The organism is Paenibacillus sp. NRS-1760 (assembly GCF_050467785.1).
GTDB lineage: Bacteria > Bacillota > Bacilli > Paenibacillales > Paenibacillaceae > Pristimantibacillus.
In genome coordinates this window covers 41,811-59,395 of the sequence record NZ_JBITPK010000020.1, presented here as the reverse complement: position 1 = coordinate 59,395, position 17,585 = coordinate 41,811, and the positions used below count along the sequence as shown (strand labels likewise).

The following is a 17,585-nucleotide window of genomic DNA, read 5'->3' as shown; positions in this document are numbered from 1 at the left end:
TTATTCCTCCTCGGATTAACCTTGCACCGCTTTAGCAAAAATGCTAAGAGCGCGCAAAGCAGTTTTATGTGTTGCAATCGTATCGGTACCGCCAAAGCTAAGAGCTGCTGCATTGAATTCTCCAGTAAAATAACCAGTCGCTACTGTGTTTGCTAGTGTTGCATCAACGTCATCAGCTAGTACTGCGTAAGCCTTTTGAGAACCATCTGACTTTGTAGAATCAACTGCAACAGCCAAACCACCAGTTGTAATTAGTCCCAGTACTGTCCCGCGTTTATAAGCCGCTCCCGACTTCAACGTAACAGTATCGACAACGACTGGAAAAGAACCACCAACAAATAGATCATCGTATTCATTGGATGTAGATGATACAAGATTTTTAGGCATTATTGAGCACCTCTCATTCTTTTCATTTGATTAATAATCCCATTCGATACGATTTGCGCTTCCTGATCTTCCTTTTCGGCATCCGTCTGTTCATCTTGTGGCGCAGCGCTTGTCGACAAAGAATTGACGTTGGACTTATTTGCATCGGCCATCGTTTTATTGCCCATTTCTTTACGCTTCGCATTCTCTGCTTTCAAGATTTCAACAGCTGTCTCTGCGACAGTTGCGCCTGTTTCAAATTTTGCTTTATTAATAAGGTCCTCGTTACCTGGCATAAGCAGCTCATCGAGCGATTTAATACGATTACGCTCATTTTCAGCGCCAGCTTTAAGGGCAGCTTGATAAATTGCAGGGTGTTTTGCTTGTAATTCCTCAATATCTTTCACTGAATCATCATCTCCTTCGGCAGATTCATGCTCGTTTTCATCATTTTTTTCATTAGTTTCCGGTGTAACAACAGGATTTTCAGGCTCAGCTGCAGGTGTTTCTTGACCTTCCGGCTGGTATTCTAGCTCCTCATCTTCTGCTTTTGGTAAGTTTGGAACTGTTGCGAATGCTGATATCTTGATTTTCTGACCGTTAAATACTACAAATTTGTCTGAAATTGAAGCGGAAACTTGGAAACTACGATCCACTTTATCAGCAAATCCGCTAGCGACAGCCTCATCTGCTGTAAGCCAGGTCTCTTTATCTAACATTTTCTTCAGCTCTTTCTCGTCTTTACCAGTTCTATCTGAATAGATGTTAATTAAAGAAGCCGTGACTTTATCCAAAACATCAGCTGTATGCCGCAAATCCTTCGATTCGCCAACCGCTACTGTCCATGGATTATGAGCCATAACCATTCCGCCGGTTCCCATAATACGTACATCGCCAGCCATAAAAATGATACTGGCAGCTGAGGCTGCGACACCGTCAACTCTTGTAATTATCTTCGCCTTGTGACTCTTCAGCTGTTCATAAATAGTCAAGCCAGCAAAAACACTTCCACCAGGGCTGTTGATTCGAACAGTAATCTCCGATATGTCGCCTGCTGCATTGAGCTCACGTATTAAGCTGGCTGGAGTAACAGAGTCATACCACCAAGACTCCTCATCATCAATTGGACTGTAAATTACAATCTCAGCGCTATTATTCGCTGTTTTCTTTAAATTCCAAAATGTGCTATTCGTTGCTTTCGGCATTTTCCTTCTCACCCCCCTTCACAGGTTTATTTATCATCCGAGTCGTCTTCTTCTGACTCTTCTGGATTGGCTGGCTCGAAGTTACCTGCAGGTTGTAATGCAACAGGTATCAACCCTCCTTCTCTACGCAGCTTCTCTTCGCGAACACGCTGCGTATTGTTTGTTTCAAAGTCTGCTCCCGTCATTTCAGCTGTCTCACGTTCCCTTGTACTGAATCCTTCTTCAACCCGAACCTGAGCGGCCTTAACTTCTTTCAAAGGATCAAGCTGGCCCTGTGACGGACCGTGCCACTCCGCTTTTGTATAAGCGCGGCGAATTAATGGATCGTCAAAAAAGCCGGGCGCAGGGATACGTCCCTTCGCGACAGCTTCTGCAAACCATTCTTCATATATGGGCTGACAGAATCCTGTAGCCAGCCAAGATCGACGCATGCGGAACATCTTCCATGCTTCCAGTAGAGCCGCACGGGAAGCCGAGTATGAAGCCGTGAAGTTCTTCACCAGCAGTTCATAAGGTATCTCTAAAGCAGCTCCGATTTGACGGCATATTGCGATTACGAAAGCATCAAACGCTGTGTTCGGACGACTCGGGTTTGCTAGCACGACATCTTCATCCGGAGCAAGACCGACAACTGAACCGTATCCTAGTTCATAACTGTTTTCGTCTCCTTGATCGACTTGATCACCGTCACCAAACCCTAAATCAAGTGGCTGGTTACCATTCGTGTTCGATTTGATGAAGACTGTAAACATCCCTGTTACAACCGCAGCCATTAGCTCAGCTTCTGTATAACGTCCGAGCTGTTTAATTGAATCAATTACTGGAGCGAGGATCGGGACGCCGCGGCGTTGCTCAGGTCGTTCTGATTCCATAAGATGTAGAACATTTCGCCTGCCTGTCTCTTCGCCATAAGCAGCCACCCTTGTCCAATCATCTTTGCCATAATCCACTATTGAATATGGATGGTTCTTAGAAAACCAATAAGCTATAACCTCGCCAGCGTCATTTGTTTCAACACCGCCGCTTATATTTTTATCCTTGTGCTCTGTCGTAAATCGATCAGTAAAGTTCCATGGGCTACGGCATCTATCCGCTTCGATAATTCGCACCCGCAGATCGTATATAGATTGCTTTCGAATGGTCACCGGCAGCAGAACAAAGCAGTCCCCACTCATTAATTGCGAGAGAAGCGCAAGCTGCTGCAACTGATACATATTGTTCTGCCTCGCGGCATCGCACTCGACTGATTCAGCCCATAAGTTATACTCTCGTTCTATCTGTCTCTTCAAACTCGACGCTTCTTCCGGTCCCATTCCCAAGAATTCCGCATCGACTGCAGGCTCTAACCAAAGTCCGGTACCGACCACATTAGTTCGTGCTGTCTTAATTGCACTTGTCGCTAATGCAGCACCGCCCATGTAAAGATCTCGCGATCGCTGTCGAAGTAAATGCAGATTGCTAGTGATATCCTCTGCTGGCGAAAGGCTTGTTGCATTCCAGCCGATCATAGACTTCTTTGTCGTGCTAGCTCCATGATGAGAGTAACCAGAATTCTGCACATTGAGCCGCTTACGTGCGGCTTGCATACGCTGAATAGCTGGGTTAGTATTCGTATTCATGAGTCTCTTGGAACAAAGCGCATAACACGCGCGCCTTTACGACCCGAGGACAAGGACTGTAATTCTCTATTCCAAAATAGCATTTGCTCGCGAATCTCACTCAGATCAGCCCGCTTCAATGACCTTTGACCGATGCTGTATTCTTGACCCGTAGCGACTGCCGCCTCCGCAGCAAGCCACATATCTAAACGTTCTTGCGCTACTTCCTTTGTCCATCCTGCCATTGTTCCTGTTCACCTCCTCTCAGGTTACACCTTTACTGAGGGTACCGCGTTTCTTACGAGGTGGAGCTCCCCCTCTGTTAACAACGCCGCCAGAAGCAGCCACTTGCATCTCATCTAAGTTAGGATTCAATATTTCGATGGCCGCTCGATTATAAACAGCTAAATCAAGTGGTTCGTTTCGAGCTTTCACTTTAACCCAAACATGATACGCAACACCCATCTTATAACGTTTGCGTAATTCCTCAGCGGTGAGTCCATCGAAATACTGCTCATTATATCCTCGATCCTTTTCGCGGGTCGTGAGCGGAAAGTGGCAGTAACCCTGTTGATCGGGCTTGTTTTTAAGCATTGTCATTACCTTTGATTTACCTTCATCAACACCTAAACGGATGACCGTTGCTTTGTATCTATTGTTCGTTGAAGTACCCGCAACTAAAGGCAAGTACGTGCCGTCACCAGGACTCTCACCTTTTATTGCAAATAAACGCCGAGCGAATCTTTCTTTGCAAAACTTGTAAACTTCATTTGTAAAGTGACCTCCTGAATCCATACAAGTAATGGCAACTCTGAATTTTCTGCCTTCGAAATCAGTCCATGTACGTTGAAGGAATTCATCGAGGTCGTTCCATACTTGTTTTTGATTGAGATCACCATAAATTACTTGATATTGAATACGCCACGATTCATGGCCGGCACCCCAACCAATAACCTCAACTTCAAATCGATTATCTTGAGTATCAACGGCAGCTGTTAAAAGTTTTACGCCATCCGGCACATCCGCATGATACATTTCTCTCCGATTTAATAGACTATTCTCGTCAAGCTTTTCACCTTTCTCCTCCCACTCCTCAGCGAGTACGGTGTTAATCCATACCTTCATAGGTTCAACTTCGCCTTTTTTTAAAGACTTTTCAGCTGCCTTGAATTTTTGGACAATTCGTCCCCAACTTGAGAAGGTACTGGCTAATTGATTAAGGTGGAATCCTCTTGTATCTGCATGCTCCTTACGAGCGATCCATTTACCTTTGTGCTCCATGCCCGCTTTCCATTCTTGTTCACCGTGAAGCGCACCACAGGACCGACAACAATGTTCAACAGAAGTCGTCTTTTTCTTAACCTCATCAAATTCAAACTTAATTTGCTTCCAAGAAAGAGGCTGGATATCGTTACAACTCGGACAGGGAATGCACCATTCTTCCTGTGTACTATCCTCATAAAAGTCTTCAATTCTGGATGCACCTTTAATGGTAGGTGTTGAAACCAATATCCGCTTCCTGTTCCAGAACGTTTCCATCCTCATGGTAACAAGCGCTACTGGATCACCCTCATTACCAGCAGAAGTAGGATACCTATCAATCTCATCGCAGTAGACGATTCTAATCGGACGCGAAGCCAAAGAAGCCGGCGAGTTAGCGCCAGCCATTGTAATATGTCCGCCCGGAAATGTCTTATGAAGAAGAGTATTACCACTGTCTCTCGTCTTAGCCTTACTTAACGTATCTCGTAACTTAGGAGATTTACTAAACATTGGAGCAAGCCTATCTTTCGAAAAAGCTTGTGCCATGTCCAAGGTTGGTTGCACTAGCATCATTGGTGAGGGTTCATGATCAGCATGATATCCTATTGAATTTAGGATACCTTCGGACTTACCGAGCTGAGCTGCCCATTTGAAAACAAGTGTTTCAACTCTTGGATCAGTAATAGCATTGAACGGTTCCCTTTGATAAGGCGCTCTGTCAGTGTTCCACGGTCCCGCTTCGGACGATGACTCGGACGTCAGAATACGATACCTATCGGCCCATTCTGAAACCGTGAGTTTTGCTGGAGGAGCAAGAGACTTAATTACCCTCCTAAATAATTTCTCAGTTTTCTTTTTGGATTGGCTCGTCTTCACCGCCCCCCTTGAATAACTCCGGGTCATATTCCGACAAGGAGCTTAGGGCAATTCGAATTTCATCGGTTATGATATCAGTTAGCACAGACAAATCTTGAACATATTGAAGGCGCGGCCCTATTTTTGTTGGTAAGCCTAGTAACCTGGAACGTAAAGTGATAAGCATATCCGTCATTACAGACTCAACATCTTCAGCAGCATGCAATTCGCCACGCATCTGAGCAAGTTCCAATGAGGCTTTTTCAACTTTTATTCGCTCATGTTCTGTTTTATGGTCAACTAAACGAGGTTTACCATCGTCTTCTTTACCACCAGAAGCATGCTCAATATAGGCTTGAACCGCATCATTAAGAATATATTTGCCTCGAGCGACCTGCTTTAGCACACCATCGCGGGTTAATTGGCGGACCCATTGCGGTGTTTTACCGATAATTGATGCTAATTCACTTGTGCCCAATTCCCGTTCATGCATACCCACCTCTTTCTTTGTCCGCTTTGCCATCCGACTGACCTCCCTCTTGCTGATTTGCTAATCCGAATCAACTTTTGGAATCTCCATCCGCCCTCTAGCTGATGGGGTTAATCCAAATTCGGTGCAATAAGCTTTTAATATCAAGCTTTCTCTTTGTATGACTGCTAGCTCCGGGCGTGAAACATAGTTCGTAGCTCCGACCTTATTCGTGTGCTCATGAAATAACTCGCCTGCTTCATTGAGTGATACAGTAGCATTTATTAATCTGCTATAAGTCAGGCAGTATGCTGTAAAAGCCGATTGATCAGCAACAGTAAAGAGACCCAGATTTAATAACTCTGGGCCTAATCTATTCCATTCCTCTTTTGCTACTTCATCAAAGTAAACAGGAGGCTCCGGCATTGATGACGGCTTAGTTGGCTGCGGTTCATTCAATGCTCGATCTTTCCTATTCGTCCCGTTTATAACTTTCAAGGACGTTGGTTTAACAGGTCTCGACAAATGCCCCCTCCCCCCCACCTAGTTATGGCAGCTATTCTTTTCTAATCTTAACGTTTTTGCTCATGACGTAATCGTCTTTCTGGATATGAATATCGAGTTCGACAAGCTTCTTCAGATCGTCTACACTTTCAATTTTAATCCGGCCATCTTGAAAATCTTTGACCCATTTTGCAATTCCTGCTTGTACGATCGTTCGATACTTTCCTTTACTGTTCGCAAGCTCTTTCAATATTTCGTCAGAAGTTTTAATTGTAGTCACCTCGGCTATCCCTTATTATGGAAAGTGAGATAGTGGCTTACGAAAACCGTGGCCACGGGATTCCACTATCTCAGCCGGGGTGACCCGTTGAAGAAGAGGGGCGTTTCTGCGCTCCTCTTTTCTATTTTTGGAACCATTGCAGATGGATTTGTTCAGCAATTCTTTGCATCATCAGTGGAGGTACACTCATGCCGCATACGTATTGAACATTTGCATCCATAAAATCATAGTCCCGCGGAAAGGTTTGAATTCTTATAACATCTAATCCTGTAAGATGTTCGGGCACATCTGCTCTTAGAAAAACAGAAGAACTAGCAATCGTGTTAGGCACCTTTTGATTTTTAACTAAGATAGTATTGAAATTAACCATCTTGCTCTCTTCTCGCTCAGTAACATCCCCCATATTGAGATCACGTGGGCGCCGTTTATTCCATCGTTGAAAGGTCTTACTTATTGGATTGATTGAATTTCCAAGTCCTGAACGAACATCGCGATACAGTACAGGCTCATCATTAAATTCGAGTTTAAGCAACGGAAGGTTTTGATCATTCCTAGTTGCAATAAAGAAAAGGCGCTCCCTCTTTTGAGGAACGCCCATTGTGGCCGAATTAAGCAAGAAGAGCTGCGGTCTGTAACCAATCTGTCGCAAACGAGTCAAAACCAGACTAATATAGCCCCGAGCTTTGCCGATCATCATTCCTCGCACGTTCTCAGCTACGATTACCTTAGGCTGAAGCTTCTCTACAACGTCAATAAAATCAAAAAATAAATCATCTAGCCGTTGCTCAGCCTGTCCTTCACGAAATTTGAATTCCTTACCCCACTTATCCTCACGGTTACCAGCCATTGAATATACACTACATGGCGGTGATCCATCCAATATGTCCAGGTCAAATAATTCTGGCGGCAATTCATGATCAGGTAATGATTTAAAATCTTGAATCGGCATCATATATGGGTACTTAGGATTGTGGTTTTGTTTATAAATCCGCATCATCTGAGGATCGATCTCCACGTTACCTAGAACCTGAAAGCCGGCTTTCTTATAACCCATTGTCGAACCACCGCCACATGAGAAGCAGCTGAATACTGTGCATCCATTTTGTTCAACGCTTGTCAGATCGGTTAAACTCCAATCCCATGCTGCTCGATTCATGACACATCCTCTTTATCGAACACAAAACCACAACGAGGGCATTTACAGTCAAACCTTGATTCGTCAAAACCACTAACATCGAGCTCTTTGTTTTGAAAATCACCAAGCTGATCTGCAGACGGTTCAGTGAATTCAGATATAAGCCTGTCTATTTCAGTAGAATTAAAACCGGACAAATCCAAATCAATACCGTTAGTTTTCATTTCTTCAAATAATCGAGCGAGTGCTTCCTCATCCCATCGCCCTGACAATTTATTCAATGCTAAATTCAGCAGCCGCTCTTGGTTGTCATCTAAATCCACAACAGACACGGCCAATTCTGAATGCCCCATCTCTTGAACCATTATATTAAATCGCTGGTGCCCTCCGACCATGTTACCTGTTCGCTCATTCCATACAATTGGTTCAATGTATCCGAACTCATTCAAGCTGCTTTTCAGCTTAATGTAGTCAGGGTCATCTGGCTGAAGCCTTACTCTTGGATTGTATGGCGCAGGATTAATTTTATCAATCTGAATAGTTCTTATCTCCAGAACAATGCCCCCTTCAGTTTCTTTATTTTAACCGCGTTACTTTCGCATTTCAGCCTTCTATTACGTTCGATATATCTAAGGACTATATTTGAAGCGGAATCCAAATAATCCCGCGTAGGAGCCTGCAAAAAACGAAAGCGAAAGTAATTTTTGAAAATAAAATCTGATCAGATTTCGGGCTCACGCGCACCCGCATCTTTTTTTTGGTCCCAAAGTACCTAATTTTAAAAAAAAGGTTTTAAATATACATTTTAATGCCGCAATACGGATATTTCCCTATCATTCTGGTGATAATAGTAGTAATAGAAAGGAGAGATTCCAATGTCAGACGAACATTTACTATCTCAATTACTAGAACGAATTGAAAGATTAGAGCAGCAATTATCTTATCCATACCACTTAACCGACGAAGAGCTGGAAAACGTCGCTGGTGGATGACAGGAAGCTTCAGCCACGCAGGCATGATTGCGACAGCAATGATGCCTGAGCGTTACCCACAAAGGTTTTGCTTCGCAGTACACGGTCACCAGCATCCTGCTATCTCTACGGAGTGGGTGACGGTGTACGAAGCATATGCTGGGGAGCTTGGAGCGGGATACTATTTACTCTCTCAATCTCCGCCTTCTCTTCCAACGTAAGTATCCTCCACAGCGATCGGCTTTTACATTGATTACAGCGTTCGGTCCAATAAGCAGCTGAGTACTGATCAACCTGATCACATGACCCACATTGACATTTGACGGTATCTACCATCAGCATTCACCCTCTCATGACAATAAAAAAAGCCGATCCGTTTAGGTTCGACTTTTGTTTATAAATTGAGTTTTTCTTTAGCATAGTGCATCAGATCATTGAAAGCCATTTCCTCGACTTTGTCTTTATATCGTTCTAGTTCGTAAGTTTCAGCTGAAATTATGTGTCCTGCTGTGAAATTGCCCTCGCCGAATTCAGAGTAAATCGCAAGACGCAAACGATATTCGTCACGAGTGCTACTAACGTGTAGTGCTCTCTCTAGTTCCCCTCGTTGTCTTGGTATATGATAGTATGTGCTTTTTAGAGACCCGATCATGGGAGCGTCCATCTGCTTAGCTTCTTCTAGCAGCGTTTCCACCAAATCCAGCAGAAATACTTCATTATCAGTCAACTGCTCAATTCCTTGATCTTGTGCTCCCCAACTCATGCCCTTACGGATTTTCCGGATCGCATTTAGCTTTTCCGCATCCATGCTAAATTCCTCCATTTGAATGATCCTAAATCATCCTTTGTATGATACTTCCCTTTATAGCACTAATGTAACTGAGACGGTGTTTTAAAAACGATAAAAAAATAAAGCGCACTTTATGCAATTGATCCTGCATAACGCTACGCTCGCAATAAGATCTTTAAAGCATACGCACTTAGTAACAAGAGAGGAAGAACAAGCCCATTATACTGATACGTGAGATAGCCCGTCAAATCGATTAATAGCCGTTTAAGCTATAAAATAAGCCTAACACTTGTTCCCCTGCGCTCATGCTAAGTTGCAAGGGCTTTTTTCTTTCATTTTTGACAGCTTTAAAAGAGTTAAAAAAACAATATATCTTTAGATCTTTATTACTTCATTGTTATCATTTATTGTTTATATCCACGACCTGTTACCTCGGAATTTAAAGCACATCGAAAAAAACGAGTAATACCAAGGGTTTCAGCCGTTTTTTAGGTGTTACCCAGAGATAACAAGAGGAATAATTCGATAACTATTGATTTTATTGAACAAACGAGTTAATTTGAGACCTGAAATTCCATTTTTGTTTTGCAACGTTTTTCACCCTATTTGACCATATGTTTTGAATACAGCGAGTGGCCCAATATTCTGCCAAATTACCGTTCCATCGGTCACCATTACACCCAGTGTCGTGCTCCATGTCGGCGCACTCGCGCCTGTCGTGCCAGCTGTGGTCGCTTCATAAACATAACCGCCTGCATTAATCTGGTCGTATTTCACTTTGGCCGTAGCAGCAGCCCACGCGGTCTTATTGGCTGTACCTGGCGTAACCGGCAGCCAACCCTCAAACCCACCTGAAACTGGTGCAGCCTGCTCAATCTTTCTACCTAGCGGAAAATAACCCGATGTTGGCTCGGAAAGCGCGTGAGTCAATGGATCATACCCAATATAAACACCTGCATCCTGTGCTGGAAGTATTAAGTTTTTAAATGTGTTTCCTACTGAGACGAGAGCAAGCATTGAATTAATGTGTGAGTAATAAATAAGGTTTAACGAATTAGCGCCGGTATACTCCACATTTGTATTTCTGATTGTTAATTTGCATGTATCATGTACAGTAGTAGAACCATTTAATATGAGTGATTGCAAACTCGGATTCGATATATTCACATCACAATTATCAAATTCTATAATTCCGTAACTTAATGCTCGATTTGTATTTACACTAATTAAATTAGCTAATGTGTTTACGGCAATTCGACTGTTTCTTATTTTTATTTCAGGATTTTCATATTCAACATTTGTTGCGCCAGCATAAATTATCGTATCTAAGAACTTGCTTTGGTTAACGTTAATTATTCTTTTTTTAGTATCCGGCTCAATGTGATTATCAAACGTACAGTTAATGTAACTGCAATCAGATATATCTACAGATCCGCGTACTGTATTGACCCGTTTTTGCATTCTAACTTGGGTGTTAAGAAAGACACAATTTTTATAAACATCCGCTCTAAAGATTATCGTTTTTTTGGCTGTACCCCGAACATCAAATAAACAATTTTCAAGTTTATTAGATGTAACTACCATGAGACCATTATAGTAGGAGTTAACTTTGATACGATTATCTTTAAAAACATAAAAATCATTATCAGGAATGAATATACTCAGTGGGTCAATATAGGTGTTTTTCTCAATTGTAACGTGGTATCCTACAGCACTGATATAACCAGTACTACCACCAACAAAAGTATTCTCAGTGATTAACACGTGAGCGTTGCCGAAATGGGAATCCATCAGACCGACCGGACTTCCACACTTATATATGAAATTCCCTCTAATTACACTCTTAAGTGTTGTATATAAATTGATTCCAATTGACGGACAATTGTAAATCCGATTATTCTCAATCGTAGAATTATAGTTCCCACACAAAATCCCTGTATGGCAGCCATAGATTAGATTGTTTCTTATAGTGATCGAATCACCATAGAAATCCTCTTGGTTTATTGCATATCGAGTTGGATCATTAAAAATCGGCTTTCCATAGATATCAATACCTGGTAAAAGCCCAACCCCGATATCATGAATTTTATTGTTTTGTATAATGTTTTCGCTTCCGCCTGGTTGAATGCCACCCCTATGATTCCCGTATATTTCACAGTCCTCAATAATTGTGTTATGAACAACCAATCCAAATTTAAGATGAATAGCCAACTGTGTCGATCCTACCCTGCTTGTATCAGTTTCGTTATAGAATAGAAACCGATATTTCTTGGCTCCTGGAGGAATTGTCATTGGAGTGAAAATCTTTTGAGTCGGTATCGAACAAATAAAAGAGTCATCTGCACGATAATAAAATATTCCCACATCTTTTGAGATGAGATTCGTTGGACGAGTATAACCTTGTCCCATTATGCAAAAAGCATTATGTGATGGGTAAGCGGCAGTTGTCGGAATCGTCATCATTTGTGAAATCAAAGTATCCGCTGTCGATGCAATCGGAAGACCAGTTGTACGACTAAGATCATTCACTGTTAGAGTCAAATTAAACTCAGCGGTCTCTTCATTTGAATCAGACTTAAATCCAATGGAATCAGCCATGTAAAACGCAATTTTATTTCTTCTAATTCCACAGAAACTTGAACCTTTCCGAATTAAAATACCCGTTGACCATTCAATTGCAACTTCTGCTGGGTCAACAAAGCTTCTATCCAAACGTTCGCCTAATATTTCCCCATTAACGATTTCAGAGTAATGAGCACCAACAATTGCAAAACTGTTTCCTGCAAACTTATAATAGTCAGTGGTTGCTCTTGTATCAAATGGAGACTTTCTTTCTGAATCATATAAAACTTGGAATGTGGATCCATTTAAATCTAAAGTCATGTAACTCTTATCAATGACGATTTCTCTAGGATAGCAAATCGGATAACTACCAAATGGCATAACAATGTACCGATACCCATTAGCATATGCCCACTGTATTGCATCGTTTATACCTTTTACATTATTATCGGCCCGAATATAATCAGCATCAATGTAAGGCTTCGAAGGGATACCAGTTGTAATCCCCCATCTTGTAAGTTCAACAATATAGGTTGTACTAGGCAAACCAGATCCCGATCCATTTCCAGCCGGCCCCTGTGGACCAGTTGGTCCTGCAGGGCCTTGTGGACCTGCAATTCCCTGATCACCTTTATCACCCTTAAGTCCTTGTGGTCCTGTTGGACCTGCGGGGCCAGTTGCACCAGTAGCCCCTTTATCACCTTTATCTCCTTTAGGGCCTTGTGGACCGGCTGGACCCTGAGGTCCTTGAGTTCCTCCTCCACCGTGTTCGCCCCCACCGCCTCCATTAGGTGGTCTAATCACAATTTCATAATCGCCAGATAATCGCTTATACGCTTCATGCAGTGAACTACCAACATTATTAATTTCACTATTTGTTTTCGCCATATCTGAAAAAACTACAATTAGAGCCTGTATATCTTCTGACTTAGCAATGGTTTCGCGTAAATAAAGTGGAATCCCATCTTTAAATACCGTGTTTTGGACCAACCCTAATCCTACGATTGTCGGGCCCATGTAAATAAAGCTTTGACCAGTCAAGATCCAACCTCCTAACTCTCCCTAAAATAGGTTGATAAAAACTACTTTTAATAATATTGTCTCAGTGCACCACATACCAATGAAGCTACTCGCTTGTGACCTTCAGTTGTCCAATGCAAACCGTCAGTAAGGTATGTTTTCTGATTAACTTCGTTATAACCCATATTGTTATACATATCTATAACGGGTAAATTGTAAAACTGACCAATCTTTTTGACATCATCCCCTACCACTTTCAACTGGCTTCTTAAAGTTGTCCCGGTTGTATCCGTCCACGCTCTCGGTGGCGTCATAAGGATGATTTTCATTTTCGGGTTTTTAGCAAGCAGACCCTCGATTAGCGTTTGATAAGCTCCGATATAAGTTTCTGTATTAAACGTCGAACCCACTGCTTGAAGCGTCCCGGCTCCACCAGCTGAGTGGATAGTCTCGTCATTCGTACCGCCCATGATTGTTACTAAGTCAGTCGTTGCAGTTACTGTATCTTTGTCTTTCCACATTCCAGAAGAACCGGACATTTTTCTACCAGCAACCGCTAAGTTTGTGTGGATTGGAATATAGTACTGTTCTTTTACGTACTGCCACCATGATGTCCCCTGTGTTAAGCTGTCTCCAATAAGAGTCCATTCGCCTATCGACAGATCGGGACGCCCGAATATTGAACCGCCGCGAACGCCAATTTGGTTTAAAGGATAAGAAAACGGAAAAACAATATTGTTCATTATCCCGAAAATCGGATACCCGGCATATGCCGCCATTTCATTTGCAGTTTTTAGCTCGATTGTGTTATTTAATAAGCACACATAATAAAAAGTAGTCGTTCCCATTTCGGTTGTAAACGTTTTGGTGCCGACCGAAAGAGTGAAGGCAGAAGTAGCATTCCATAAATTAAACGGAGTAAATGCAATGGTTTTTGCTATAAAATCAACTGCGAATTTCACATTACCGCCAATAATTAACTTAGAACTACCCCCGCCGCTTCCGCTGCCTGCTGGTCCTTGTGGACCCGCAGGACCTGGTAACCCTGATTTATGAAACAATGATATCCCACCTTTATTTAAGAGCGTTGAAATTCTGTGTTCTTTCCGCTGCTGACAATGCACGATTGTAGTATGATACATTCTTAAATGTTGCCATCTTACCAACTTCACCTATAACAAGCGGAAGACTCGATGATTGTCGCACTTTATCTGTTAAATTGATAAATAGCTGTTGAACTTGAACATCATTTACATAGATCTTAATCGTCGTTCCTTCGCGTTCAAAAACTATATGATAATACATACTGTGATCAGTGTATGTTGTCGGGCTAGTAGAAACAGAAGGATACCAATTAGTTGTTCCGTCTGCTCGCATTCCGAATAGATTTGCCTGGATATAATTGTTCCATGCAAACTCCAGCTTCATGACATTGTCAGTTCCAGCACTAATCCAACGACTCACAAGTATTGTTGCTGCGTTTGTCCCATTAGAAGCTACTTTAACAGTTACAGCAAGTGTGAAATCCCCAGTACCACCGAAGTAATTATCAGGATTAGGAACAGAATACAAGTTCGCAGGGTTTTCTAAGAATAATGTTCTAGATGCATCAATAACTGGATTTGTTATAGCTAGCGCCGTTTTTGCTTGCAAAGTCACAGGAGTTGATCGATTTCCCGCACTATCAATAGCTACTATTCGTAACGTATGAACTGTATTAGCAGCTAAGTTAGTAAACATAAAGCTCGTAACACCGACAGTAATATCTGCACTAGCAATCGTGAAATTTGTTCCGTCAATTGAATAAGCTGCTTCTTGTTTGATTACATCGGGTGAAGTGGATGGCGTCCAGCTTAATGTAATTGAACTTTCTGTAGGTGTGCCCGCAGACATATTTGAAACCGGATTAGGTAAAATGATATTTGATGCATTTGTGGTGATTATAAGTGACACGCTTGTAGAAACATTACCAGAAGCATCTTTTGCACGTACCGATAAATTATATTGTGTCTGTGGACTCAATCCAGTAATGGTGTAGGACGTATTAGTCACTGTAGCTATAACAGAACCACCCTGCAGAATTTCGTAACTTATGACATCGGGTGACGTTGAAGCTATCCATGATAGTTGAATACTTGTCGATGTCTTACTTACTTCAGCAAGACTTGTAACAGGATTAGGCTCAGTTACATCAATAATGGTACCAGGCGATTTTAAACCATACGCTCTAAACGGACCTGATGCAACTATCTTTACTGATGAGAACGTTTCAAGGCGTTGGTTAAAGACCTCACCTTTTTTATTACCTGTTGGATCACCTAGAACAGGAATAGTACCTAATCCCGCTATTGTAAAATTTAAATCGCTAGTGTGATCATTGCTTATGACAAAGCCCTTCATATTCACACTAAAATTCTTTGTCATATCGCCTGAACCACTGAAAAATTCAGTAGCAACTAAATCATCAGATCCACCGGCTCCAGTTGATCCCCCCTGAAGAACTACTTTCAATGCTCCCTCAGGTGTATAAGCATCTGCTGGATTTACAATCGTGCCATCAGATCGCTTCTGTTTTGATGGAATTGGTGTTTCATATGGATCAGGAATTTCACCACTTCCACCCTCAGAGTTTCCTCCATCAGGTTTTGTTCCAGTTTGATCTTTTGTTTCTGCTTTTGACAAACGATTATAAGCATCATGCTGAGGTGTGCCAGGTGTTTGAGTTTGAGCCCAAGTCTTTCCTGCAGCTGCGTATACTACTGTTAATAGTTGAATATCCGCGTTAGAGTTATAAACGCCCAATAATCCTGTAGGCACTCCACCTTTAAACACAGCATTCTGCGAAAATCCTAAACTTTGAATGGTTGGACCAACATAAATAAGATTAGCCAATTACAAAACCTCCTCATTTTGGACAATAAAAAAAGCCGCTCCATTTGGACGACTTCGACTATCTCAACTATTCCACTTCCAAAACTTCAATGTCTTATTTGGCATTTGCATCACAGCCCAATCAAATAACCTTTGATCAAGCCCCTTTGTCCTTCGTTCTCGTCGGGTTTTAAAAAGCATACCAAACAACATAGCATCACCAAATGCCATCATAATTGATAATAATAATGCAATAATAACCAAGATGACCTTCCATAATAATTTCAAGTAACTCGCCCCCTGAATCACATTTCGACAAAAGGAAAGGATTTCCTCTTTTGGTGTCGAATGAACTAGGTATAAAGGAGGTGTTATTTTGAGATTCTTTGTATCACTTGGTAATATCATACATTCCAGAATCATAATACCGATTTATTTACTTGGAGCGATTTTCATTATTTTTAGCGTGTTTTTCAAGCTGTTGGATAATGTTTAAATCAGGCTTTGCTTTGACTAACGACGCTCATCTTTTAGCTGCTATGTTTAACAAAACCCCCGTTGTTGCTTACCAAGATGATGAAATCATTGATTACGGCGGAGTTATCCAACAAATTCATCCAAACACTGTCAAAATCAATGGGATGCACTACTTGAAAGCCAATTGTGACTTCAAGATTCGCTAATCGGCTTATCATAATTATTGGATTTAAAAAGCCATCTTTGCGCTTTAACAGCAGCAAGAATGGCTTCTTGTTATTTTTATGAATTCATTCTTCAGATACAAAGCGTTTGGGATAAATAGGAGTGATTTTATATATTTCATGTCTCGGCAGCCAATCTACGCTACTACCAAATGTCACCTTAACATAATCAGTAATAAACTCGTCCTTGACAGCCTCTAGCAATCCTTGATACGTCAACGAAGTATCAAGCTCAACGACTACTATGTGACCTATATAATCATCAATTAACACTGAACCGCCTCCTCTTGTAAGAGTGTTCAATATTAATCTTCATTCTCCTCTAAGTGAGCTGTATCAAATTTGCCATTATATAAATCATCCAGAAGATGCGTCAGCATGATCTTTTTGGCGACCCACATCAGAATCATCCCGCTATCTATGCTCTTCGCCTCATCGTATCCGTCAATCTTCAACCTCAGCAGCTCAGCGTTATTTTCAAGATACTCGATTAATTTCTGACGATCAATCATCAAGCTGGGCACCCTCAATATCTCTAATCTTGAACCATTCACCATCAACCATAAAACGACCTTGTAGTTGATCCACGCGATCCACGATGCCGTTAACCTCAAGTTCTTCAAGCTCATGGAACATCTTAAGTTTAATTGGTTCTTTTCTTTCCAATGATTGAGCTACAATCCTCGAAATATCTTCCCAATCTTGTTCATCGAGATAAATTCGAACACGTTTCTTCTGTTCCTCAGCAAGCTGATTGATCCGAACTTTATGTTCAGGAAGCATCATTCTACTCGCTTCCCACATCCCATTACCCGTTAATTTATTCGCCATAAGAGCACCGTCCTTCATATCTGATGTTCTTATTATATGCGAACACACGTTCTTTATTCAAGGGTGAAGAAATGGCATTTAATTCGGCATGCCATTGCCGCTGCGAGCCGAATCCTTACACGTACAGTCAGTGACCGGAGAAGGAAATGAGCAAACAAGGCGTA

20 protein-coding genes are annotated in these 17,585 nt (G+C 41.8%); 2 read left to right on the top strand and 18 right to left on the bottom strand.

All coding sequences use genetic code 11. The annotated features are described in order from the left end of the window. Nucleotides 1–15: 15 nt before the first annotated feature. The 10 genes from ACIFSR_RS27055 to ACIFSR_RS27010 form a co-directional block, all read right to left on the bottom strand. The gene (locus ACIFSR_RS27055) at nucleotides 16–387 is read right to left on the bottom strand and encodes a head decoration protein (RefSeq protein ID WP_430061303.1); all 372 of its coding nucleotides are present in this window, start codon (nucleotides 385–387) and stop codon (nucleotides 16–18) included. After that, complete coding sequence (locus tag ACIFSR_RS27050; RefSeq protein WP_430061301.1) at nucleotides 387–1,571, bottom strand: head maturation protease, ClpP-related; 1,185 nt, start codon at nucleotides 1,569–1,571, stop codon at nucleotides 387–389. Before ACIFSR_RS27050 ends, ACIFSR_RS27055 begins: the two co-directional genes overlap by 1 nt. Nucleotides 1,572–1,597: 26 nt before the next feature. Beyond that, entirely contained in the window at nucleotides 1,598–3,190 is a 1,593-nt protein-coding gene (locus tag ACIFSR_RS27045) for a phage portal protein (protein WP_430061299.1), read from the bottom strand. Beyond that, entirely contained in the window at nucleotides 3,187–3,414 is a 228-nt protein-coding gene (locus ACIFSR_RS27040; protein WP_430061297.1) for a DUF6148 family protein, read from the bottom strand. Before ACIFSR_RS27040 ends, ACIFSR_RS27045 begins: the two co-directional genes overlap by 4 nt. 19 nt (nucleotides 3,415–3,433) lie before the next feature. Next, nucleotides 3,434–5,308, bottom strand: a complete 1,875-nt coding sequence (locus tag ACIFSR_RS27035; RefSeq protein WP_430061295.1) for a phage terminase large subunit family protein — start codon at nucleotides 5,306–5,308, stop codon at nucleotides 3,434–3,436. After that, nucleotides 5,277–5,810 (bottom strand): hypothetical protein, encoded by a 534-nt coding sequence (locus tag ACIFSR_RS27030; RefSeq protein ID WP_430061293.1) that lies wholly within the window; start codon nucleotides 5,808–5,810, stop codon nucleotides 5,277–5,279. Before ACIFSR_RS27030 ends, ACIFSR_RS27035 begins: the two co-directional genes overlap by 32 nt. A 27-nt stretch (nucleotides 5,811–5,837) precedes the next feature. Beyond that, the gene (locus ACIFSR_RS27025; RefSeq protein WP_430061291.1) at nucleotides 5,838–6,281 is read right to left on the bottom strand and encodes a phage terminase small subunit P27 family; all 444 of its coding nucleotides are present in this window, start codon (nucleotides 6,279–6,281) and stop codon (nucleotides 5,838–5,840) included. A 31-nt stretch (nucleotides 6,282–6,312) separates the two neighbouring features. Continuing rightward, on the bottom strand, nucleotides 6,313–6,540 hold the full coding sequence (locus tag ACIFSR_RS27020; protein ID WP_430061289.1) for a hypothetical protein: 228 nt from the start codon (nucleotides 6,538–6,540) through the stop codon (nucleotides 6,313–6,315). A gap of 121 nt (nucleotides 6,541–6,661) precedes the next feature. Continuing rightward, nucleotides 6,662–7,696, bottom strand: a complete 1,035-nt coding sequence (locus ACIFSR_RS27015; RefSeq protein WP_430061287.1) for a DNA cytosine methyltransferase — start codon at nucleotides 7,694–7,696, stop codon at nucleotides 6,662–6,664. Next, nucleotides 7,693–8,199 (bottom strand): ParB N-terminal domain-containing protein, encoded by a 507-nt coding sequence (locus ACIFSR_RS27010; RefSeq protein WP_430061635.1) that lies wholly within the window; start codon nucleotides 8,197–8,199, stop codon nucleotides 7,693–7,695. The genes ACIFSR_RS27015 and ACIFSR_RS27010 overlap by 4 nt, the downstream gene beginning before the upstream one ends. A gap of 464 nt (nucleotides 8,200–8,663) precedes the next feature. Between ACIFSR_RS27010 and ACIFSR_RS27005 the strand changes: the two genes are divergently transcribed. Continuing rightward, the gene (locus tag ACIFSR_RS27005) at nucleotides 8,664–8,867 is read left to right on the top strand and encodes a hypothetical protein (RefSeq protein WP_430061285.1); all 204 of its coding nucleotides are present in this window, start codon (nucleotides 8,664–8,666) and stop codon (nucleotides 8,865–8,867) included. A gap of 173 nt (nucleotides 8,868–9,040) precedes the next feature. Here the strand turns inward: ACIFSR_RS27005 and ACIFSR_RS27000 are convergent, their stop codons facing one another. From ACIFSR_RS27000 to ACIFSR_RS26980, 5 genes are all read right to left on the bottom strand, one after another. Beyond that, nucleotides 9,041–9,454: a hypothetical protein gene (locus ACIFSR_RS27000; protein ID WP_430061283.1), complete on the bottom strand. Its 414-nt coding sequence runs from the start codon at nucleotides 9,452–9,454 to the stop codon at nucleotides 9,041–9,043. A 579-nt stretch (nucleotides 9,455–10,033) separates the two neighbouring features. Next, nucleotides 10,034–13,039 (bottom strand): right-handed parallel beta-helix repeat-containing protein, encoded by a 3,006-nt coding sequence (locus ACIFSR_RS26995; protein ID WP_430061281.1) that lies wholly within the window; start codon nucleotides 13,037–13,039, stop codon nucleotides 10,034–10,036. A 47-nt stretch (nucleotides 13,040–13,086) separates the two neighbouring features. Then, nucleotides 13,087–14,079, bottom strand: coding sequence for an SGNH/GDSL hydrolase family protein (locus ACIFSR_RS26990; RefSeq protein ID WP_430061279.1), 993 nt, complete (start codon nucleotides 14,077–14,079; stop codon nucleotides 13,087–13,089). A 13-nt stretch (nucleotides 14,080–14,092) separates the two neighbouring features. Continuing rightward, nucleotides 14,093–15,910 (bottom strand): fibronectin type III domain-containing protein, encoded by a 1,818-nt coding sequence (locus ACIFSR_RS26985; RefSeq protein WP_430061277.1) that lies wholly within the window; start codon nucleotides 15,908–15,910, stop codon nucleotides 14,093–14,095. Nucleotides 15,911–15,973: 63 nt separating this feature from the next. After that, entirely contained in the window at nucleotides 15,974–16,177 is a 204-nt protein-coding gene (locus tag ACIFSR_RS26980; RefSeq protein WP_430061275.1) for a hypothetical protein, read from the bottom strand. 200 nt (nucleotides 16,178–16,377) lie between these two features. On the opposite strand from ACIFSR_RS26980, the gene ACIFSR_RS26975 reads away from it, so the two are divergent. Then, complete coding sequence (locus ACIFSR_RS26975; RefSeq protein WP_430061273.1) at nucleotides 16,378–16,572, top strand: hypothetical protein; 195 nt, start codon at nucleotides 16,378–16,380, stop codon at nucleotides 16,570–16,572. Between the two features lie 84 nt (nucleotides 16,573–16,656). Here ACIFSR_RS26975 and ACIFSR_RS26970 read toward each other — a convergent pair whose 3' ends face one another. The 3 genes from ACIFSR_RS26970 to ACIFSR_RS26960 are packed head-to-tail and all read right to left on the bottom strand — an operon-like array spanning nucleotide 16,657 to nucleotide 17,421. Beyond that, on the bottom strand, nucleotides 16,657–16,863 hold the full coding sequence (locus tag ACIFSR_RS26970; RefSeq protein ID WP_430061271.1) for a hypothetical protein: 207 nt from the start codon (nucleotides 16,861–16,863) through the stop codon (nucleotides 16,657–16,659). A 32-nt stretch (nucleotides 16,864–16,895) separates the two neighbouring features. Then, the gene (locus ACIFSR_RS26965) at nucleotides 16,896–17,102 is read right to left on the bottom strand and encodes a hypothetical protein (RefSeq protein WP_430061268.1); all 207 of its coding nucleotides are present in this window, start codon (nucleotides 17,100–17,102) and stop codon (nucleotides 16,896–16,898) included. Next, nucleotides 17,095–17,421, bottom strand: coding sequence for a YolD-like family protein (locus ACIFSR_RS26960; RefSeq protein WP_430061266.1), 327 nt, complete (start codon nucleotides 17,419–17,421; stop codon nucleotides 17,095–17,097). The genes ACIFSR_RS26965 and ACIFSR_RS26960 overlap by 8 nt, the downstream gene beginning before the upstream one ends. Nucleotides 17,422–17,585: the final 164 nt, after the last annotated feature.